Source organism: bacterium (assembly GCA_036504735.1).
In the GTDB taxonomy this organism is placed as follows: domain Bacteria; phylum Electryoneota; class RPQS01; order RPQS01; family RPQS01; genus DASXUQ01.
The window spans coordinates 284,786-306,253 of the sequence record DASXUQ010000019.1; the positions used below are offsets into that span (position 1 = coordinate 284,786).

17 protein-coding genes are annotated in these 21,468 nt (G+C 58.7%); 3 read left to right on the forward strand and 14 right to left on the reverse strand.

Translation table 11 applies throughout. The features are described 5' to 3' along the window. Positions 1 to 193: 193 nt before the first annotated feature. From VGL38_15660 to VGL38_15680, 5 genes are all read right to left on the reverse strand, one after another. Positions 194 to 1,825 (reverse strand): methyl-accepting chemotaxis protein, encoded by a 1,632-nt coding sequence (locus tag VGL38_15660; GenBank protein HEY3296868.1) that lies wholly within the window; start codon positions 1,823 to 1,825, stop codon positions 194 to 196. A gap of 443 nt (positions 1,826 to 2,268) precedes the next feature. Next, positions 2,269 to 3,894, reverse strand: a complete 1,626-nt coding sequence (locus VGL38_15665) for a methyl-accepting chemotaxis protein (protein ID HEY3296869.1) — start codon at positions 3,892 to 3,894, stop codon at positions 2,269 to 2,271. A gap of 69 nt (positions 3,895 to 3,963) precedes the next feature. Further along, complete coding sequence (locus VGL38_15670; protein HEY3296870.1) at positions 3,964 to 4,398, reverse strand: chemotaxis protein CheW; 435 nt, start codon at positions 4,396 to 4,398, stop codon at positions 3,964 to 3,966. Between the two features lie 459 nt (positions 4,399 to 4,857). Continuing rightward, positions 4,858 to 5,382, reverse strand: a complete 525-nt coding sequence (locus tag VGL38_15675; GenBank protein HEY3296871.1) for a hypothetical protein — start codon at positions 5,380 to 5,382, stop codon at positions 4,858 to 4,860. A 34-nt stretch (positions 5,383 to 5,416) separates the two neighbouring features. Further along, a complete protein-coding gene (locus VGL38_15680; protein ID HEY3296872.1) occupies positions 5,417 to 5,767 on the reverse strand; it encodes a helix-turn-helix domain-containing protein in 351 nt (116 codons plus the stop codon). 697 nt (positions 5,768 to 6,464) lie between these two features. Between VGL38_15680 and VGL38_15685 the strand changes: the two genes are divergently transcribed. The 3 genes from VGL38_15685 to VGL38_15695 are packed head-to-tail and all read left to right on the forward strand — an operon-like array spanning position 6,465 to position 9,274. After that, positions 6,465 to 6,716, forward strand: coding sequence for a 4Fe-4S ferredoxin (locus tag VGL38_15685; GenBank protein HEY3296873.1), 252 nt, complete (start codon positions 6,465 to 6,467; stop codon positions 6,714 to 6,716). A 25-nt stretch (positions 6,717 to 6,741) separates the two neighbouring features. Beyond that, positions 6,742 to 7,788, forward strand: coding sequence for a 3-methyl-2-oxobutanoate dehydrogenase subunit VorB (locus VGL38_15690; protein ID HEY3296874.1), 1,047 nt, complete (start codon positions 6,742 to 6,744; stop codon positions 7,786 to 7,788). Positions 7,789 to 7,798: 10 nt separating this feature from the next. Further along, positions 7,799 to 9,274, forward strand: coding sequence for a 2-oxoacid:acceptor oxidoreductase family protein (locus tag VGL38_15695; protein HEY3296875.1), 1,476 nt, complete (start codon positions 7,799 to 7,801; stop codon positions 9,272 to 9,274). A gap of 167 nt (positions 9,275 to 9,441) precedes the next feature. Here the strand turns inward: VGL38_15695 and VGL38_15700 are convergent, their stop codons facing one another. The 9 genes from VGL38_15700 to hypF form a co-directional block, all read right to left on the reverse strand. Then, positions 9,442 to 10,692 (reverse strand): hypothetical protein, encoded by a 1,251-nt coding sequence (locus VGL38_15700; protein ID HEY3296876.1) that lies wholly within the window; start codon positions 10,690 to 10,692, stop codon positions 9,442 to 9,444. Between the two features lie 371 nt (positions 10,693 to 11,063). Further along, the gene (locus VGL38_15705) at positions 11,064 to 12,488 is read right to left on the reverse strand and encodes a T9SS type A sorting domain-containing protein (protein HEY3296877.1); all 1,425 of its coding nucleotides are present in this window, start codon (positions 12,486 to 12,488) and stop codon (positions 11,064 to 11,066) included. A gap of 287 nt (positions 12,489 to 12,775) precedes the next feature. Then, the gene (locus tag VGL38_15710) at positions 12,776 to 15,043 is read right to left on the reverse strand and encodes a T9SS type A sorting domain-containing protein (protein HEY3296878.1); all 2,268 of its coding nucleotides are present in this window, start codon (positions 15,041 to 15,043) and stop codon (positions 12,776 to 12,778) included. A 407-nt stretch (positions 15,044 to 15,450) separates the two neighbouring features. Next, positions 15,451 to 16,104: a hydrogenase nickel incorporation protein HypB gene (hypB, locus tag VGL38_15715; GenBank protein ID HEY3296879.1), complete on the reverse strand. Its 654-nt coding sequence runs from the start codon at positions 16,102 to 16,104 to the stop codon at positions 15,451 to 15,453. Further along, positions 16,082 to 16,465 (reverse strand): hydrogenase maturation nickel metallochaperone HypA, encoded by a 384-nt coding sequence (locus VGL38_15720; protein HEY3296880.1) that lies wholly within the window; start codon positions 16,463 to 16,465, stop codon positions 16,082 to 16,084. The genes hypB and VGL38_15720 overlap by 23 nt, the downstream gene beginning before the upstream one ends. Positions 16,466 to 16,543: 78 nt before the next feature. Continuing rightward, positions 16,544 to 17,554: a hydrogenase expression/formation protein HypE gene (gene hypE, locus VGL38_15725; protein HEY3296881.1), complete on the reverse strand. Its 1,011-nt coding sequence runs from the start codon at positions 17,552 to 17,554 to the stop codon at positions 16,544 to 16,546. Next, the gene (gene hypD, locus VGL38_15730) at positions 17,551 to 18,642 is read right to left on the reverse strand and encodes a hydrogenase formation protein HypD (GenBank protein HEY3296882.1); all 1,092 of its coding nucleotides are present in this window, start codon (positions 18,640 to 18,642) and stop codon (positions 17,551 to 17,553) included. Before hypD ends, hypE begins: the two co-directional genes overlap by 4 nt. Continuing rightward, positions 18,639 to 18,860: a HypC/HybG/HupF family hydrogenase formation chaperone gene (locus VGL38_15735; GenBank protein ID HEY3296883.1), complete on the reverse strand. Its 222-nt coding sequence runs from the start codon at positions 18,858 to 18,860 to the stop codon at positions 18,639 to 18,641. Before VGL38_15735 ends, hypD begins: the two co-directional genes overlap by 4 nt. Before the next feature lie 174 nt (positions 18,861 to 19,034). Next, positions 19,035 to 21,377: a carbamoyltransferase HypF gene (hypF, locus tag VGL38_15740; protein ID HEY3296884.1), complete on the reverse strand. Its 2,343-nt coding sequence runs from the start codon at positions 21,375 to 21,377 to the stop codon at positions 19,035 to 19,037. Between the last annotated feature and the right edge of the window lie 91 nt (positions 21,378 to 21,468).

Consider the following 21,468-nt stretch of genomic DNA (forward strand, 5'->3'; position numbering starts at 1 on the left):
TAAGGGCTCTTCTCATCAAAACATCCATACGTCGCCAATCCAATCAACTCCGTAACCTTATATTCATATTGCGATTCATCCTGCGGTCTTACGAATTGCATGCGCGATTTATGCATTGCAGCTCCAGCCTCCATGCAGATGTTGCCTACTTCTGTAAGGTCTGTCGGCCTGAACCCGGACATCCGTCCTCGTCTCAGAATCGGTCCAACCCCTCGCTCTCCTCGCGGCTGTTCAGGGGGATCACTCGCTCCGGTTTGTGCTCATTCCGTTTCTGAGCCTTTGTGGCGGCCTTCCGCATGGATTGCTTGGGGACCATGGTTTGCGCCGCTCCCCTGCGGATCATGCCGTCGTTGCGCTTTCCACTGCCGTTAACCAGCGCGGTGAGTTCATTGACCAGATCGGTCAGGCTTTCGGCCTGGCCCGCCATCTCCTCGGCGGCACTGGCGCTTTCCTCGGCGTTGCCGCTGTTCTGTTGTGTGACCGCATTCATCTGCGTCACTGCGCCGTTGATCTGTTCGATCCCCTTCGACTGCTCCGCACTGGCCGCCGCGATTTCCTCCACCAGATTGGCCACCTTGCCCGAGGCCGTCGTCACATCACCCAAGGCCGTCTTCAGCCCGTCCACGATCTGCACCCCGCCGTTGACCCGGTTCACGTTTTCTTCGATCAGCGATCCGGTGTTCTTGGCCGCTTCGGCAGCACGCATGGCAAGATTCCGCACTTCTTCAGCGACGACGGCGAAACCCTTCCCTGCTTCCCCGGCACGGGCCGCTTCCACCGCCGCATTCAACGCCAAGAGATTCGTCTGGAAGGCGATCTCGTCGATGGTCTTGATGATTTTGGAGGTCTGATCGGACGCGCTCTTGATGTCCTTCATCGCCGAGTCCATCGTGTCGGTGCCCTTGGCCGCCTTGTCCACCAGGCTCTTTGTCTCGCTCATGAGTTGGGCCACCGTGCGGGTGTTGTCCGCATTCTGCTTGGTCATCGAGGACAACTCTTCCAAGCTGCTGCTGGTCTCTTCAATCGACGCTGCCTGCTCCTGGGATCCTTGGGCCACTCCCTGCGCCGAAGACGACACCTGCGTGGCCGCGCTGGCGATATTGCTCGCCCCTTCACCCGCCGCGCCGGTGATACGGTTCAAACTGCGCGAAATACTCAAACTGAGGAAGATCCCAAAGGCCAGAGCGGAGCACATTCCCAGCAAGGCAAACAGCGTCGACAGAGTGCGCGATGTGGCCGCACTGGCAACGGCTTGCTTTCCCTGCTCCTCGGCGTCCCGCGCACAGACTTGGGTAGTGCTATCCACCTTGTCCATAACAGCATCCGCTGCCGCTCCCAATTCCCCATAGAGCGACGCGTTAACTTGAGCCAAGAGTTGTCTCGCCTCAGCCTGATTCCGTGCGCGCATATAACTTTGTACTTCCGGCACGAAGCGGGAAAAGGCCTGTCGATAGGCATCCAGCGCTTTGTTGTCGTCCTTCCACTCCGCGGCTTCCGCAGCGGTGTGTGGTCCCTTATCGTACATCTTCCACGCCGCGTCCAGTTCACTCCACTTCCGGTTGACGCTGCTCTCCCACTCCTGTTTGCGGTCCGCAGGATAAACCGGATTGACGATCTCGTCGCACAGCATGTCAACTCCAATGAGCATACTGCGAATCTGATCCAAGACGGTTAACTGAGGAATTTGGTTGTCGGCGAACTCACTCGCCGTTCGGCTTTCACTCTGCGCTGTGGAAAAGCCAACCCAACCTACCACCCCGACAATCAGGCCGACAATGCAGAACGATCCGATTAACTTGACTTTCAGAGACATGTTAGCAAACATGTGCATTTCTCCTGCGCGTGTTGTCTCTGCCGAAACCCGATGGTGCGTAAAACTGTGTTTGGAAACCGCGCCCCCGAAATCCGGCAGCGAATTCATGTGTGTTGCGTGAGGACTCGGTGACAAAGCGGCTCGCGCTCCTTCCCCGATGAATCATCCTCGGATTCTCTCATATGTGCATCTTCATCCCGTCCCGGGTGAAGCGTGTCGTTAGCGCTCGCAAATCAAGGGCCGTTATGAGTGGCACTGACCCTATTCTCTGATAATTGTGGATTTAACGATACGGTTACCAAGAACAGGGGTCCCCTTTCGTTTTTCCTTTGCTGGAGTAGGCAAAAGAGTGTCCGATCCCCTCGCGCCGCCAGGGTCTGCAATGCTGCCGGACTGCAACAAAAACGGAGAGCCGCGCAGGCTCTCCGTTTCCATGTTTCGACAGTGTGGGTAGCTTAAAAGGCCGAAATCTCGTCGCGCTCATCCAGGGGAATCTTCCGTTCCGGATTTGTCGCTCCTGTGCGCTTGGGGCGATCAACCGTGCCGCGTTTTGCGGGGCGCTTCAGGGCTGCCGGTCCCGCCGGACGCTCATAGTGAGGCCGACCGCTCTTCTCCCCACCATTGACCAGCACTGTCAGCTCGCTCACCAGATCGGTCAGGCTTTCGGCCTGGCCCGCCATCTCCTCGGCGGCACTGGCGCTTTCCTCGGCGTTGCCGCTGTTCTGTTGCGTCACCGCATTCATCTGCGTCACTGCCACGTTGATCTGTTCAATCCCCTTCGACTGCTCCGCCGATGCCGCTGCGATTTCAGTGACAAGATTGGCGACCTTGCCCGAAGAGGTCGTCACATCGCCCAAGGCTGTCTTCAGCCCGTCCACGATCTGCACCCCGCCGTTGACCCGGTTCACGTTTTCTTCGATCAGGCTACCGGTGTTCTTGGCCGCTTCAGCCGCCCGCATCGCCAGGTTGCGCACTTCTTCGGCCACCACCGCGAAACCCTTGCCTGCTTCTCCGGCACGGGCCGCTTCCACTGCCGCGTTCAAGGCCAAGAGATTCGTTTGGAAGGCGATCTCGTCGATCGTCTTGATGATCTTGGACGTCTGATCGGACGCGCTCTTGATATCCTTCATCGCCGCGTCCATCGTCTGCGTTCCCGCCGCCGCCTTGTCGATCAGCGTCTTGGCTTCACTCATCAGGTTCGCAACCGTCTTGGTATTGTCCGCATTCTGCTTGGTCATCGAGGCCAGCTCCTCCAGTGACGAACTGGTTTCCTCAATCGACGCCGCCTGCTCCTGAGATCCTTGGGCGACGCCCTGCGCCGACGACGACACCTGCGTGGCCGCGCTGGCGATATTGCTCGCCCCTTCGCCCGCCGCGCCGGTGATGCGGTTCAAGCTGCGCGAAATACTCAAACTGAGGACAATTCCGAAGCCCAAGGCAAGGATCACGGCCAGCACTCCAATGACACTCGCCATGACCTTGGAACTGGCTGCGCTCGACTCGGCGTTCTTGATTTCGCCTTGGACGTCCTGTACGCAGCCGTCAATCAATTCCTGCAATTTATCAGCCGACGTCTTGGCAGCCGCAGCCCACTCGGGCCGGGCCACAATGTCATTCATCTGGTCGAGCAGAGCCGCTTGCTCCTTCGAGTCACGCGATTGCTGGTAACGCAGCGCCACGGGATGCAACTCATCCAGATTGCGCCGCCAGTCCTTCATCGCGGTCATGAGATCTTTCCATTCCGCCGCGCTCTTCTCGTCCATCGGAATCGATTCATAGTTCTTGATTCCATCGTCTATGAATTTCAGGGCTTCTTCCATATCGCTGGCGTAGGCTTGGCGCCGCTCAAAGGTCAGAGCAGGATTCAACATGCGAAAATAATCCATGCGTGCCAGGGTCTGGCCATGACGAATCAGTGCCAGCCCACGATAGCTGGGAAATTTCTCATTGCCGATCAGATCCACATTTACTTGCCCCGTATTCGCGGCCGAGAAGCCCACCCACCCGACAATGCTCACCAGCAGCGCCACAATGCAGAAGGATCCGATAAGCTTGGATTTCAAAGACAAATTAGCGATCATCTCGTGACTCCTCTAAGGGTTTTCTGCTTTCGAAGCAGATGAGTTGTTGTACAAAGTCCACGGCTCAGTTCAAGCGTCCGCCAGCGGGGAGTTGGCCATGGCCTCCGAGAGAACTTTGTTGATCTCCAGCAATATTTTGACACGACCCTTGGCTTTGGCCATGCCGAGGATAAAGTCATTCTGCACTGCGACCCCCACGTTGGGAGCATCCTCGATGTCCTCCCCCCGGATGTCCAGCACCTCCGAGACCTTGTCCACCACTACCCCCATCAGATTGCCCTGCACGTCCACCACGATGATGCACGTTTCCGCCGTCTGCTCCGTGCCCTCCATCCCGAACTTCAACCGCAGGTCGATCACCGGGATCACCTTCCCCCGCAAATTGATCACCCCTTTGACATAGGGAGGCATCCCCGGAACCGCCGTCGTGCTCATGCTCCCGATGATTTCCCGAACCTTCAAAATCTCCAACCCATACTCTTCGCCCGCCAACTCAAATGTCAAATACTTACCGGCTCGTTGATCTGCGGAAGTGCCGGCCCTTGCTTGAGCGACTTGTTGTTCCATAACCGGTTCCTGAAAAGTGTTTGGTGCCGCAGACGATGACGTCTGCTAAAGACTGCCACGCGCCGGCGCAACATCGGAGAGCATCCGCCTCTGACCGTTTGCTTTTGAATCCCGAGCGAGGTCACGCGCTTAAAGGCAAGAAGGGTGCCGCGCAGGCAGTGCGTCAGGGCTGTCCCATAGGTGATCATGCTGCGGATCAATCTCGTAGTGAGCCCGCGACACAAGCCCGCGGTGTATGGTCATATTATTCAGGATGCGACATTTTCTTCCGGGGCCGTGCGCGATTGTCCACAGCCGTTGCGCCATCGTCCGGATGTGGCGCCGGCACAAACACAAAAGCCGCGAGCCGAAGACTCGCGGTGTGAGTAAAAGTGGATCGCCTGCTGTGTTCCGGTCTTACACGCGCTCCAGGACGCCGGAGCACATCGCGCCTTGCGGGCACCCGGAATCCGATTGCCGGGAGAAGGTGGACATGACTCTTGCGCAGGTGTGAATCAGGTCAACCAGTTCCCGTTTCTCGTCGAGCAGCGCGCGCATCTCGAGGGCATGCCGCACGGTGAGAAACAGTTCCGCCCGGCTCCACGGCATGGGGAGCGCAAGGTGCGCCACTCCGTCGTCGCCAACCTCCGATGCGTAACAGGCCGTCAAATCCCGGGTCGCCATGACCCGCAGCGTGTCCGGCCAACGCAGCATTACGACCCGCAACAGCTCGTCACTGCATACTCCGGGCGCCTGTTCACCGCACAGAATAATCGCGACAGGTTGCGAAGCCAGAATTTCCAATGCGCTTTCCACACTCGCCGCCGCAATGACCTTATGCGTGCGACGATCAAGTAATTGCTCAACAGACCTCGACAACCGGTGATCGCTGGCTACCACCAATACCGCTTGAATCGACGCGTCTGTGCTTTGATCAGTCATGAGCCGCTCCATGGGGAAGGGTTGCCGTGCGGTTTCACTCATCCCGGTCACTGCCCAGCGTGTTTCCCACGGGCAGTATCACAGTGATCGGTGAACCGGATTCCAGCAAGGTCATATCGATGCTGCGCATCGCGTTCATGTCAATGCCCAACTGGTTGATCTTTCGAGTCAAGCAGCGGCGGGACACACCGAGAGCGCGTGCCGTTCGTGTCACATTGCCCGCAAACCGCCGCAGTGAGATGCTGATAAACGCTGTCTCGAACGCGTCTTGGGCACCGGCCAGGTCTACCGGGCAGTTCTTGATGACTAGTGTGAATAACTTCGGTTGGCGCAACGGAACCTCGTCGCTGCCAAGCTCCTGAGCCGTAAACTCCAGGACCGCCATTCGTCTCTGACTCCTGAATCGCGCATGTAATACCTTCCGACCCACCGCAGGGAAGCCGCGCCGGCGTATCTTGGCCGCGGGCATCGCGACGCAAAATGCTTTTCCACGCTATCGCAAATGCAATGCCGTCTGGCAATGGGAATGCAATGTCTCACTTATGGGAAAATCTCTTCGCACAAGTGGGACAAGTTTGACTAAGGGCGGCGCGATCAACCGTGGAAGGCGGTCGAAATGCTCTGCCATGATTTGAATTACTTGACAGTTGGGCCTCAATCCGTATCTACCGGGTAAATGAGGATAGTTTTGTCCTCCTTTAAATATCGCACATATTTGGCGAAGAATCAATAATACTGACCACCCCCTCGGCCACAACCCCAAATTAGTTGAGCCAGAGTGTGGTTGGCTTGTTGGGGGGCTTTTAGGAGGATGATGTCGTCTAAACTCGTGCAAAAAGTAACAAGCCCTAAAGCTTACAAAGGAGGGACTATTCAATGGCCATTCAGGGTCTGTGCTATCTGCTTGAAATTGCTTTAATCGCGATTCACTGTTACAAAACGGATAAACTTATCCGATTGAAATTAGAAGAGGAAATGAGTATATTGAAACGCTAAGCCCGCTACGCGCTATCGCCAGCGGCTCAAACGAAAAATCATAGCCGGAACGAGTCTTAACCGCTCCGGCGGACGATGGAGGTGCCATGTCGGACAACAATGTGCCCCGTGTCGAAGTCGTGCCCAACCTTTGCAAAGCCTGTCAGCGCTGCGTTGAAGCCTGTGCACCGGCTTGTTTGGTAACTAACACAGACCGGGCGTTCAACGAACTGGGTTATCAGTGGATCGTGTATACAGGCCACGGCTGCACCGGTTGCGGTGTGTGCTTCTATGTGTGTCCTGAACCCGGTGCGATTGCGGTGTACAAGAGAGAGCGGGAGAAAAAAGCGGTCGAATGATCGTCGTGACCGCAAAGGAATTTCCATGCAAAAGGAATTAATCAAAGGCAACGAGGCGGTTATCAAAGGCGCGATCATGGCGGGATGCAGCCAGTACTTCGGCTATCCCATCACTCCCGCGTCCGAAATCGCTCAGGCAGCATCCAAGTATCTGCCGCCCGTCGGGGGAACGTTCATTCAGGCCGAATCCGAAGTTGCGGCAATTAACATGGTGTATGGCGCGGCAGCAGCCGGCATGCGCGTGATGACCGCGTCCTCCGGCCCCGGCATTTCCCTCAAACAAGAAGGCATCTCCTATATCGCCTGCGCCGAACTGCCCTGCGTCATCGTCGACGTCATGCGCGCCGGCCCGGGATTGGGAAACATCTGGCCCGAACAGGGCGATTATCATCAGGTCGTGTGGGGCGGCGGTCACGGCAACTATAAGTGCATCGTGCTCGCTCCCAATGGCGCGCAGGAAATGTGCGACCTCACCATGCTGGCTTTCGACCTCGCCGACAAGTACCGCTGCCCGGCTTTTGTCCTGGCGGACGGCTACGTCGGTCAGATGATGGAACCCGTCGTCTTCCCGCGCAAGCGCTATCAGGTGCCGCGCCGTGACTGGGCTCTCTACGGTGACAAGGAATCCAAGGACAATCTCGTCAGTTCCATTTTCATGAGCGCCGGCGGCCTCGAAGAACAGAACTTCAAGCTGCAAGCCAAGTACGCGGAAATGGAAGCGAACGAAGTCCGCGTTCAGGAAATCAAGACCGATGACGCCGACCTGATCGTCATCGGCTACGGGATCGTCTCGCGCATGCTGCAGTCCGTGGTGGAGCACCTCCGCGCGGATGGAAAAAAGATCGGTATGCTGCGCCCCATTACCCTGTTCCCCTTCCCGTCAGAGCGGCTGATGGAACTGGCGCAGCAGGGCAAGCACTTCCTCGTGGTCGAACTGTCCAATGGCCAGATGCTCAAAGACGTGCAGTTGGCTACGCGGCAAATCACCCCGATTCATTTCTACAACCGCATGGGCGGTGCGGTGCCGTCGGTGGAAGAACTCGCGAACGTCGCGCGCAAATACTTGAAGTAGGAGACCCATCATGGCAACCAATATCCTCAAAAAGCCCGCGGCGTTTTACGATCACTTTGACCGCTGGCGTGAAACCCAGAACCAGACCACGCACTACTGCCCCGGCTGCAGTCACGGCAACGCCCACAAGCTGATTGCCGAGGCCGTCGATGAACTCGGCCTCGCCGACCGTGGCGTGTTCGTCTCCCCCGTCGGCTGCTCGGTGTTCGCCTATTATTACTTCGCCATGGGCAACATCCAAGCGGCTCACGGCCGCGCTCCGGCAGTAGCCACGGGCGTCAAGCGTTCCCATCCGAATTCCATCGTCATGACCTATCAGGGTGACGGTGACCTGGCCTCCATCGGCGGTCTGGAAATTCTCCACGCGGCCAACCGTGGCGAGAATATGACCGTGTTCTTCATCAACAACGGCATCTACGGCATGACCGGCGGCCAGATGGCGGCCACCAGCCTGCTGGGCATGAAGACCACCACCAGCCCCTATGGCCGTAATGCCGAGACCGAAGGCTACCCGCTGAAGGTCTGCGAACTGCTGGCCACCCTCGAAGCTCCCGTGTTCATTCAGCGCTGCCACCTCGGCGACGCCAAAGGCATCATGGCCGCCCGCAAGGCCGTTAAGAAGGCCATCCAGAATCAGGCGGAAGGCAAGGGCTTCTCCTTTGTCGAACTGCTCGCCGCCTGCCCCTCCGGCTGGAAGATGGAGCCGGTAGCCGCCGACCGCTATATCATCGAGAAGATGGTCCCCATCTTCCCCGTGCAGGTCTTCAAGGATGAATCCGCCACGCGTGTCGGTCACATCCACGAACCGAAGCAGGTGAACGGTGACGAAGAGCTGTTCGAAGCTCTGGACCTCGGCAAGTTCGGCGAGACCCACCCTTACAATGAAGCCTACATTAAGGCGTTCAAGACCACGCATCTGAAGTTCGCCGGCTTCGGCGGTCAGGGCGTGCTGACGGCGGGCATCATTCTCGCCGCGGCCGGTATGCAGGAGAATCTCGAAGTCTCCTGGATTCCGTCCTACGGTCCGGAAATGCGCGGCGGCAGTGCCAATGCGTCCGTCGTCCTCTCCAAGGATCCTGTCGGCTCCCCGCTGGTCGTGGATCCGGACATTCTCGTCGCCATGAACGATCCGTCTCTCGATACGTTCGAAGAGACCGTGAAGCCCGGCGGCCTGATTGTGGTGAACTCCTCGATCATCGCCCGCAAGCTGCATCGCACCGACGTCGATGTGCTCTACATCCCGCTGACGGACATCGCGTCCGAGCAGGGTATCCAGCAGGCGGCCAACGTGGTGCTACTGGGTGCGCTCATGGAGTACACCAAGCTTGTTCCCATCGAGACCATCAAGGAAATCATTCCCCTCGGCCTTAAGCGCAAGGCGCTCATCGAGCAGAACCTGAAGATCGTGGACGCCGGCGTGGAATGGGTCCGCAAGAATGTCCCGGGCAAAAAGCCTGCGGCCAAACCGGCCATGGCTGAAAAGTAGTCGCCCTCGCCCGGGTGCGTTTGTCGGCCCGGTTTAAATAGAAAACGCCCTGCGGATCGTAAGCCGCAGGGCGTTTTCTATTCCGCTTCACCACAGCCTTGGAGCGGGACGGCCCATCAGCCGCCCCGCCCATTCAGCGTTCCTCGTTTCTCGTTCATCGTTTCCAATTAAGGTGCGTCTGCCCCCTTCACCACATAAAATCCCTGTGCAGCGGCGGGCGAACTCACCGTTGCAAAGGTATCCGTCGTCGCAGTTACCAGTGTCGTATAAGTGCCATTGACCGCCGCATCGGTGTAGACATGGAATGCCGGATTTCCCATGCGGCTCCAGCGCAGTACGATGTTCCCACCCAGCGGAATTGCCGTCAGATCGGTAATTGGCTGTAGGCTCACATGCGGCACAGGCCCATTCCAGGCAATGATGTTCGCCGAACCCACCGCATCCCCTGCCGTGAAAATCCCTCCCGCGGCAAATCCGGTTCCGAATGGTGTGAGCGCACAGACTGCCGTGGTCGATCCGCTGTTGCTCATCCCGCTTCCCAGCGGCGCCCAGGAACTGCCATTCCAACCGGCAATGTTCATGGCTGGATTTCCGCCGGCATGTTCGAACATCCCGCCCGCAATCAGTTCATTTCCCACCACGGTCAGGGCCAGCACATAGCCATACACCCCGCCGCCAATTCCCCCGTTGCCCACTTCCGCCCAAGTGCTACCATTCCAGCGCGCCACATCCTGGGCCGGATTTCCTCCCGCACTGCTGAACAGTCCTCCCGCAATCAAGTTGCCATTGTACGGTGTTAATGCATACACAATCCAGCCGATGCCGCCGCCGATGGATGACCACGCGCTCCCATTCCACGCGGCAATGTGCGGCGCGGGATTTCCGCCTGCCGTATCGAAAAACCCGCCCGCAATCAACTGATTATTCCACACCGTCAGGGCCATCACTTGCCCCTGCGTTCCTCCCATCCCGGTACCCAGAACATTCCAGCCGTTTCCGTCCCAGCGTGCAATGTAATTTCCCGGTGAGCCATCCGCCGATGTAAAATATCCTCCGACAATCAATTGCCCCCCGTACACGGTCAACGACGCCACAATGTTGCCCACGCCGCCTTCAGGGTCATTCCATCCTGCTCCATTCCAGTAGGCGATGCAGCTCACCGGCACTCCGCCTGCCGTAAAGAACTGCCCTCCCGCATACAGATTTCCTTGATACACGGCAAGGGCATTCACGCGCCCGTCCAGCCCCGTTCCCAGCGGCTGCCAGACTGCTCCATCCCAGCGGGCAATGTGCCCGGGGCAGTCCCCTGCCGCAATCAACTGGCCGTTGTACACAATGGTCGCATAGATCCACCCCGCCACACCGCCTCCGAGAGTCGCAAACCCTTGGCTGAATGCGCTGCCCGCCGGAATCAACATCAGAAGCCATACCAGAGCCGCAGTTACAACCCAACTCGTACAAAAAGTAGATCTTAACATCTTCATGTGGCACCTGAATTATTTTGGATAACGAGGTAAGGAAGCGATGTAAGGAGGGCGGTTGGCGATAAGTACTGACCCGTGGAATCAAATCGTACCAGAAGAGTACTATTGTAGTATACGGCGGCTCTGCTTGCTTGTTCCACCAAACTCTACGTGAAGAATCTGGATCTTGACAAATTGAGATGGGGATTTAATAACCATTATCCGACGAGCACCAAACTATCCAATCAAGATCCCAATTCAGCCTCCCCGCCAACAAAAAAAGGACGCCACACGGACGCCCTTTTTCCAAGACTCGGTTTCCAAGTTCACTTCAGCAACATCATTTTCCTCGTCTGCACCGCCTGGCCTGCCTGCAACCGCGCGAAGTAAATCCCCGAAGGAAGATGTGCGCCGTCAAAGGTGAGGCTATGCACTCCTGCGGTCTGCGCACCGTCGGCCAGTGTGGCGACTTCCCTGCCTAACACGTCATAGACGCGAAGGGCCACGCGTTCAGTCTGCGGCACGGAATACTCGATGGCCGCCGTGGCATTGAAGGGATTCGGATAGGAAGTCAACGTTAATGACACCGGCACCGCCCTCTGCGGCCCGGCATCTGCTGTAGTGTGCACAGCCGATGTGCGCACCACGTAAAAATCCCAACCCGCCGCGCCAAACGCCTGCGTACGGCCCGTAATTACACAGCCGCCGTCCGACATCAGCTTCATATCTTCCACCCAGTCCGCCGTACCGCTGCCATAGCGGCGTGACCAGAGCACGGTATCATTCGGTGCGACACGCGCCAGATAGAAATCCGGAACTCCCGTCGCCCCTGCCAGCAGTGTCCCGGATATGATCAGGTCGCCGCCTTCAATTTCATAAGCCGCCGCGCACGTCACCGAACCCACGGTGGTAATCACCCGGTTCCACAGCACCTCGCCGCTCTCGCTCACCTTCACCACGTGCGGACAAAAACTCGAGCCGCGATTATCGAATCCGCCAATCACATAGCCGTCACCCGTCGCCTGCACACTGCGCGCCCCCTGCCGGTACGCGCCGCCAATCGACCGCGTCCAGAGAGTATCGCCTGCGCCATTGACGCGGATGATATAGAAATCTTCGTTGATGATCGCATCAACCGTATCCACCGTTCCCGCGCCGACAAAGCCGCCGTCGGGCGTCGCACACGCGGCATCGAGAGTCAAACTCAGAGCCGGTGATGCGGTTCTGCTCAGAGTACGCTCCCACATCGCGTTCCCCGCCGAATCCAGCCGCGCGTAGTATACCCCGGAAAGCGAAGTAGCTATATCCCTGTGCCCCGCGGCCATATAACTGCCGTCGGAACGCGGAAACACACTGGCAAACACCGCGTGATCATGCACCAGCGTGCGCGACCAACTCTGTGCGCCTGACGAATCCGTCTTCAACACTAAGGCGCCCACCGTCCCCACGGCGCCTGCCAGAACATATCCGCCGTCTGCCGTGCAGCGCACATCGTTCGCATAGGAACTGCCCGGTCCAAGATTGCGAATCCATTGTCTCGTGCCATTGCCGGTAGTCTTGACCAGTTCACAGGAAAACGGCGACGACATACTCCCCGCCACCACCACGCCGCCATCCGGTGTCTCCTGCACCACGTAGGAATAGTCATCACTGCTCTGCCCGTAAATATGCGTCCACACGGTGTCCGGCTGCGCCCAACCTTGCACCGCAATCACCAACACGGCTACCCAGACGACTAAGCTGCTTTTCATGTTTCCCTCCCGAAGTTGTCCCTTTCGGCATCCGAAGTTTCCGCCGCAGACGCGGCGCGCGGTGACGGTCTTCACCCATCGCCCATAAGTATAGCCATCGTCCGCCCAAAAAGCAAGCCTTGTCCACGTCTTTTTACAATTTTCCCGCCTTACCAAAGAGAAAGGGCTGCCCCCGTACTGGGAGGGCAGCCCCTTCGGTATTGCGAAGCAGCCAGCTCTTTGGCTTGCAGCGCGGGTGGATCGGTACCTGCGCCGCTGCGCCAGGAGGATCCGTCGGCCGCTTCGCATTACTTCAGCAATTGCATCTTCTGAATTTTTGTCACGTTGCCCGCGCTCATCCGCATCAGGTACATCCCCGATGCCAGATTGCTGCCATCAAATGTAACCCGGTGAGTGCCCGCAGCCTGCTCCGAATCCATCAGCGTTGCCACCAGCCGGCCCATGATGTCAAACACTTCGAGCTTGACATGGACCGCTTCGGAGAGCTGATACTGAATCTGTGTCGTCGGATTGAACGGATTGGGAGACGCGCCCGCCAGCCCCGTTCCTCCCATCGGCCCACTCATTATGTAACCGGCGGAGATGGTAAAGTTGGCGTCGGACGTGTCGCCGATCGCCGAATTGTAGTAGCTGACAATCCGGATCCGGGCCCGTGAGGTCGTCGCGCCGCTAACCGCCCATGTGAAAGAGCCGTCGTTGTAGGTCGCATAGCTGATACTCTCCCATGTGCCCGTCGGATAGTTACGATTCAACTGAATCCGCACATACTGCGCACCGGAAACATTGGTATAGCCCCAGCGAATGGTATAGTAGCTCTGCAGGCGCGCCAACTCGCCGCCGTTGGGCGACGTCACGGTGATGGTCGGTGTGGTGCTCGTAGCCGTAATCGAGAAATTCGCATTGGACGTATCGCCTACGGCAGGCGTGGTTGTGCCTCGCACCCGGATCCGCGCACTGCTGCTGGCCGAGCCGTTCACGCTCCACTGGTAACTGCCCGTATTCGATGCGCTGGAGGAGATCACTTCCCACGTTCCACCCGGGTAGCTGCGGTTGAGTTCAATCTGCACATTCTGCGGAAAGTTCGCCGATGACCACGTGATCGCATGCGATGTTCCACTCCCCCATGCTTCACCGCCATTCGGCGCCGTAACGGTCACCGATGCCACAGGCGCGGTGGTGGTAAGGGAGAAGCTGGCGTTCGAGGTATCGCCGACCGTAGTATGCGTGGTGCCGGTAATCCGCACCCGCGCGGCACTGCTGGCCGTGCCCGCAACCGCCCACGTGTAGCTGCCGGTATTCCCGGTGCTGGCAATAATCGTCTCCCACGTGCCGCCGGGATAGGCGCGGTTCAGTTCGATCTTCACCGCCTCCGAAAGATTCGATGAGGTCCACGTGATCGCATGAGACGTTCCCGTTGCCCAGGATTCGCCCCCATTCGGCGCGCTGACCGTCACCGTCGATGCGGGCGGCGGCGACGAAGGCAGCCGGCTAAGGACGTTGGAACGGTCCCGCACCCATGTCCGGAACGACTGCGTCGTCCCGGAGTCATCCTGCACCCAGAAGTCGGCGAAATCCCCTGGATTGGGTCCCGTAGAGTATTTTTCATCCCACCAGGAAAAGCCGCTCACCCGTGGCCACCGTCCGCCTTGCAGAGAGGTGAAAGCGTCGTTTGCCCATGTCCCTGACGGGCAAACGGTATTGTTGCCGCCCGCGCCCATTTCGAGTATCCAGATCGGCTTGGTGGTCGACAACGCCGCCATCTGCGGATAAGCATAATCCATCGCCGGCGCAAAGGGCTGGCAATTGGGGTCGTTCATGGACTTTGCCCCGTAAATGCTCACGCCGATGCCGTCGATGTAGTTATCACCCGGATAATAGTGGTCCATGTTGTTCCATGTTTCGTGCGGCTCACTGTAGCCCACCACATGGAAAAACCAGTAGATATTGGTCGCGCCTTCCGCGCGGCAGATGTCGATGATATGCCGGTACGCGTCGCGGTACCGTTCGGGGCCGTCCGCCACCGTGGGATCCCCGTATCCCGTGGTCGTGCCGCCACCGTTGAAACAGGCGCTCCACGGCATCACACCACCGTTCACCTCGATCCCATACTGCGCGAAAATCGCCTTGCCAAAGGAGCGGGCCGCCCGAGCCCAGGCATGTAAATCGGCGTCGAAATCGCCATTGATGATCCGCTGCGGATTGTACACCGGATCCTGTTGATTGGTCATGCCGATCTGGCTGCGCATCGAAAGCCGGATGAAGGGGATACTGCCCATGCTGTCGATCCAGGCACAAGCAGACGTCGGAAAAGCCCGCGTCAACGCCCACTCATGGGAAAAGTAGACAAACATCGCCGGCTTGCCCACCGTCTGCTGGTAGGTCTGTAACTGCGCGGGAGTAACTTGGTCTTCGCGACCATTGTACGGGCCGGGGTATACCCCGTGATAGAAGGTACCTGTCGAGGTGGGGAACACGTTGGGGTGGCTGAATGCGTCTTGGGCCCATACTGGAACCAGGCTCGCCAGAGCCAAAAGAATGGCAACGATGATAACCATGCCGAACTCCGATCCTGTCTAACCGCAGAAAACTGAGCAAGCCGATCCTATTACTTGCTCTCTCTGCATCTAAGTTAGTCAGGAGTAGAGTGAGATGAAAGCCCTTTTCGACGAGAAAATGGCAAATTTTACCTGTGATAAATTGTCCACCAATTTTCCAGACCCGCCCGCAGACGTTGTCTCGTTAATTGAAATTTATCCGTTTTTTGCGCTCAATAGGTGCGATAAAACAGATTCAAGAAGATGACTAAGGAGGTCTACAAATAATGCAGAATAATGCTCCCTGATTTGTCCAGACTAACTTACAGCGGGAGCAAACACGGGAGCCAGTTGAGACTTAGCTCCCGCTCTACCCTAACAAAAGAGCGTGCCTTCGCACGCTCTTCACAGCTTTTCGATTTCACTCGTCAACTTTTCTTAACGAGCCATTCTACCCATGCGTCCAGCCCTTCCCCCGTCTTGGAAGACACCGGCAGCACGGTGATCTGCGCGTTGGTCTTGCGGATGTTGCTCGTGATCTGGGCAACATCGATGTCCAGATGCGGCGCCAGATCCATCTTGCTGATCAAACAGACACTGCATTCGCGGAACATCAGCGGGTACTTCAGCGGCTTGTCTTCGCCTTCGGTCGTCGACAGCACCACCACCTTGCGGTTCTCGCCGAGGTAGAATTCCGCCGGACAGACCAGGTTGCCGATGTTCTCGATAAACAGAATATCCAGCGCGGACAGATCCAGATACTTCAGCGCCGCCTGCACCAGATGCGCGCCCACGTGACAGTCGCCGCCGAACGGCTCGGTGTTCGCCTGCACCACCGGAATCCCCAACGGCTGCAACCGCTCGCTGTCGATGGTCGAGGTGATATCGCCTTCGATGACCGCGCAGCGCAGACCCCGCTGCTGCAGCAGGGGAATGGTCTTGGAGAGCAGCGTGGTTTTGCCCGAGCCGGGGCTGCTCATAATGTTCACCACATACAGTTTGTGCTCATCGAACCGCGCGCGGTTTTCCTTGGCCAGGGCGTTCGATTCTTCCAGTACGTCACGGATGACCGGTATGTCCATGGTTCTCGTCCTCAGGTTCATTCACCGTTATCCCGGTCAATCGAATACCCCTTCCCCGCAGCAGCTCCACATTGCCGCTCTGACAGTCCGGGCAGATAAACACGGGCAATTCCATTTCAAACTCACGCGAGCAGTCCTTGCAGACGCACGCCACCGCAATCTGCTCGACCAGCAATTCCGCCTGCGGCATGTTGCTCTCGGCCTTGATCGCGTCAAACAAAAATATCAAAGAGTCCGGCACCACCGCATCGAGCTGCCCGCACTCCACCCGCACCTGCGTCACATCTTCCGCCCGCACGTCCTCCGGCAGCGACTTCTGCACTGATTTCAAAATAGATTGTGCGATATACAGTTCGTGCATAGACGATGTCTGTCATCCCGCAGGCCGTCTTCGGGATGCAGGATCTCTCTTTCTTAGTTTTTCGCTTTTCGCTTCTACTCAGCAGATTCTCGGCAGCAATTCCCCTGCCGGGCGCTGCAACCGCCGCACACCGCCCACTTCCGTCTGCACCCGCACCACACCGGCCGGACCTTCCGTCACCTGCCCGATCAGCGCCGCGTTCTTGCCCAGCGGATGGGTTTTCAAAATCTCGAGAACTCCTCCGGCGGCGGATTCTTCCACCACCATCACTACCTTGCCTTCATTGGCCAGATGCAGCGGATCGAAGCCCAGCAATTCGCACACTGCCTTCACGTCTTCCCGCACCGGAACCGCGGCTTCCTGAATCAGCACGCCAAACGGCTGCCCTTCGGAAAGCTCGGTCAGCACCGCCGCCAGTCCGCCGCGCGTCGGATCCCGCATCCACTTCACACCCGGTGAAATTTTCAGCACTCCGCCGATCAAATCTCCCAGCGGCGCGCAATCGCTTTCAATCTGCGTCTGAAAAGATAATCCTTCGCGCGCACTCAGCACCGCCAGCCCGTGATCGCCCATCGTCCCCGATACGATGATCGCATCTCCCGGCGCAACCAGTAGCGGCGAGAGACCGTTGCCCTGCGGCACAACCCCGATTCCCGCCGTATTGATAAAGATCCCGTCGCATTCCCCGCGCGGCACCACCTTGGTGTCTCCCGTGACAATCTCCACGCCCGCCTCGCGCGCCGTCTTTGCCATCGCCCGCACAATTCTCTCCAACCGGGAATAATCCAGCCCTTCCTCAAGAATGAATCCCGCCGAAAGGTACAGCGGCTTCGCTCCCATCACCGCCAGATCATTCACCGTCCCGCACACGGCCAGCTTGCCGATATTCCCTCCGGGAAATTCGACGGGCTTGATGACATAAGAATCCGTCGTAAACGCCAGCCGCGTCCCCGGCAGATTCAAGAGCGCCGCGTCCGCCAGAGTATCCAGCAGGGGATTGGCAAAGGACTCGATGAAGAGTTGCTTGATGAAGCCGCGCATCGTCTCGCCGCCCGCGCCATGATTCAACGTCACTACCGAATCGCTCACCGCTCCTCCGCCGCAAAATGGTACACCGCCGCACACGCGCCTTCCGAAGAGACCATGCACGCGCCGCGCGGCTGCTCCGGAGTGCAGGCTTTGCCGAACAATGCACAGTCCTTGGGTCGAATCATTCCGCGCAGCACTTCCCCGCAGCGGCAGCCCGGATGCTCGCGCGCGGGTTCCACCTCCACCGGAATGGCCGCCGCATCCCACGCCGCAAACTCCTTGCGAATCGCCAGCCCGCTCTGTGGAATATCACCGAAGCCCCGCCACGGCATATCGCACGGCTCAAACATCTTCGCAATCAGCGCCTGTGCGTGGGGATTGCCGTCCTGCCGGACCACGCGAGTGTACTGGTTTTCCACGGCAGCGCGCTTCTGCTCGATCTGCCGGCAGAGCATCAAAATAGTTTCCATCAAATCCACCGGCTCGAAGCCCGACACGGCGCAGGGAATCCGAAACTCGCGCGGCACAAAATCAAACTCCGCCATACCCGTCACCGTCGTCACGTGCCCCGGCAGAATCAGACCGTCGATCTGTACTCCCGGCGCGGAGAACAGGGTGCGCAGCGCCTCGGGCATCGTCTTCAGTGCGCACAGCATCGAAAAATTCCGTGTGCCGCTCTGCACAGCCGCCGCCAGCGTCGCCGCGAGGGTGCAGGCCGTGGTCTCGAAGCCAATCGCCAGAAAAATCACCCGGCGTTCGGGATGCGTCTTCGCAAACTCCAGAGCATCCGCCGATGAATAAAACACCCGCACATCCGCGCCGCGCGCCCGCGCCTCCGCGAGGCTGCGCGATGAGCCCGGCACGCGAATCAAATCTCCGAATGTCGCAATCGTGACGTCGGGCAATTGTGCCAGCGCCACGGCGCGGTCCACGAAATCATTGGCCGTCACGCACACCGGACAGCCCGGCCCGGAGACTAAGCGTACGGCATCCGGCAGCAGATCATGCAGCGCAAAGCGGTAGATCGCCGCCGTATGTCCGCCGCACACCTCCATAAACCGCACGGGGCGCGGAAGCTCCACCTGCGCAATCTGCGCGGCAATACGCCGTACATTTTCCGCGTCGCGGTAACCGGACAGCGCGCTCACTCGCCCGCCTCCCCGAGTTCCCGGAACAGTTCCAGTGTGCGCAGCGCCTCAGCTTCATCGAGCACTTCCAGCGCGTACCCGGCATGCACAATCACATAGTCGCCGGTTTTCGCCTGCGGTGTGAGCGTCAGCATCACGTCCCGCTTCGCCCCCCCGCTCTCCACGGTCCCGCGCTGCTCGTCGCGCTCCAATAGTTTCATCGGTATGGCAAGACACATAATCTAAAATCCAAAAAGCTAAAAAACCAAAAAGCCCAAATGAATAGGTTTCGGCCGGGTTGTGTTTCCGGTGCCGGTAACAGCCTCCACCGGCTCAACCCGGCTCGGCAGCATGAGGCATTCCTTCATCCTTCATCCTTCATCCTTCATCCTTCATCCTTCATCCTTCATCCTTCATCCTTCTCTTCTCGCGTTCGCCACCACTGCCTGTCCCAGCGCCACGCCGCCGTCATTGGGGGGAACCTGCTGGTGTGACAACACCGCAAACCCCTGCTCCGTCAGGGTCCGCTCGAAAGCCGTCAGGAGAAACGCATTCATAAAGCACCCGCCGGAAAGCGCCACCGTGTTCACTGAAGTAGCTTCCCGCACGCGCATGCATAGCCGCGTAAAACCGTCCACAATTCCCTCGTGGAACCGGCGCGACATCACATCGGGTGCAACGCGTGATTCCAAATCCGAAACCATCGCCCGGATCATCGGCACCGGCGACAGCACCCAGCCCTGAGAATTCTCGATGACTTCCAGCGGATACGGCTTCTCTGTGGCCGATGCCATCATCCCTTCCAGCAGCATCGCCGCCTGGCCTTCATACTGCCGCCGCGTGCCGAAGAACATCAGCGCCGCCGCTCCATCAAACAGTCTGCCGAGGCTCGTCGTGCGCGGAAATACATTCGAACGCAGCGAGGAGGACAGCAACATCCGCAGCGATTGCTCGGCAAACTCCGTACGCAAATGCGAGGCAAAGTGCAGCGGCAATTCGCTCCAGCGGTGCCCATAGGCTTCAAACAGCCAGGCCAAGGCCATCCGCCACGGCTCCTTGGCCGCGCGCTCCCCGCCCAGCATCGCCGTCTCCTGCAGATGCCCGATTCTCTCGAAGCCGCACAGATCCCCGACCAGCACCTCTCCACCCCACACCGCGCCGTCCGTCCCGTACCCCGTCCCATCGAGGCATAAGCCAATCGCCCGCTCCGACTTGCCGTTCTCCGCCAGACACGCCGCCAGATGCGCATGATGGTGCTGCACCTTCACCAGCGGAATTCCGCGTTCGCTGCTCCACGCCTCGGCAATTCGCGTCGTCGTGTAGTCGGGATGCAGGTCGCAGGCGGCCAGTTCAATTTTCGCATCATACAGGTGCAGAAAATGCTCCAGCGCCGCACGGGCGGCATCAGCGGAAAGATCGTTTTCCAGATCTCCCAAATGCTGGCTGAGAATTGCAAACTGCTGCTTGCCCAGGCAGAAGGTGTTCTTGAGCTGCGGCCCGAAGGCCAGCGTCGGTGTGTGAAAGGCCTGAGGAACATGCACCGCTTCGGGCACATAGCCACGGGACCGCCGCCACACGCGGGGAGCGCCGCCGATCACCTTCACCACCGAATCATCGGCGAACATCTGAATTTTGCGGTTGTGCACCAGTGCGCCATCCGCAATGCCGCTCATCCGGTCCAGCGCGCGATCCACGTCGTAGGCTATGGGTTCGTCGCTGAGATTGGCGCTGGTCATCACCAGCGGCGTACCGAACTCCTTCAGCAGCACCACATGCAGCGGCGAATACGGCAGCATCGCTCCCAGGCAGGGATTCCCCGGCGCCACCGCCTCAGCAATCACCGAGTCCGGCCGCTTCTTCAAAATCATGATCGGCGCGCGATAGGATCGCAGAAAAGCCAGCTCGATCCCTTCAACCTCGCAGCATTCTTCCAGGCTCTCCTCGGAAGGAAACATCACCGCGAACGGCTTCTCGTCGCGATGCTTGCGCCGCCGCAGCTCATTCACCAACCTTTCGTCCCGCGCATCACACGCCAGATGGAATCCCCCGATCCCCTGCACCAGCACAATCTTCTGCTCCTTGAGCGCCGCCACCGCCCGAGCCAAGGCGTCATCCTTTGTGCCCGTCTCCTGCCAGCCATCCCGGGTCATCTCCAAGTAGCGCAGCCACGGCCCGCAACTTCGGCAGGCCACAGGCTGGGCATGGAAGCGGCGGTCCTCCGGATCCTCATATTCGGCGCGGCACACATCGCAAAGCCGGAATTCGCTCATGGTCGTTTCTGGCCGGTCATACGGCAGGCGCTGGATAATGGTAAATCGCGGCCCGCAGTTGGTGCAGTTGATGAATGGGTAATCTCTCCTCCGTTCTCCTAAGCCCTCCATTTCTCTCCTGCATTCGAAGCAGAGGGCCAGATCCGGAGACACCTGAGTAAAGGTTTCATCAAGGACTTCACTGGGTAGAATTCGAAATTCCGTGTAATCGCCCAGTTCCTGCGGCACAGCATTCAGGCTGTCCACTCTTGCCGCCGGCGGCAAGGCATCGCGCAGGGCATCCAACAGCCCGCTCAGCCCATCCTCCGCCCCTTGGGCATGGATGATCACCCCTTGGCTGTTGTTCTGCACCGTGCCCCGCAGCCCCAACCTGCGCGCCATGTTGTAGACAAAGGGCCGAAAGCCCACTCCTTGCACCGTTCCCGATACATGGATCTCTAAGTGCTGAATTGCCGAAAATAAATAGCTTACCTTCGGCGTTTCCATCTTAGAATCAAATTCGTGTGGCAAGGCAGTAGACATAGAAATCAATCTGTTGTGATCCGAATCCCCAAAATCCTTCTCGCCCATTCCATGA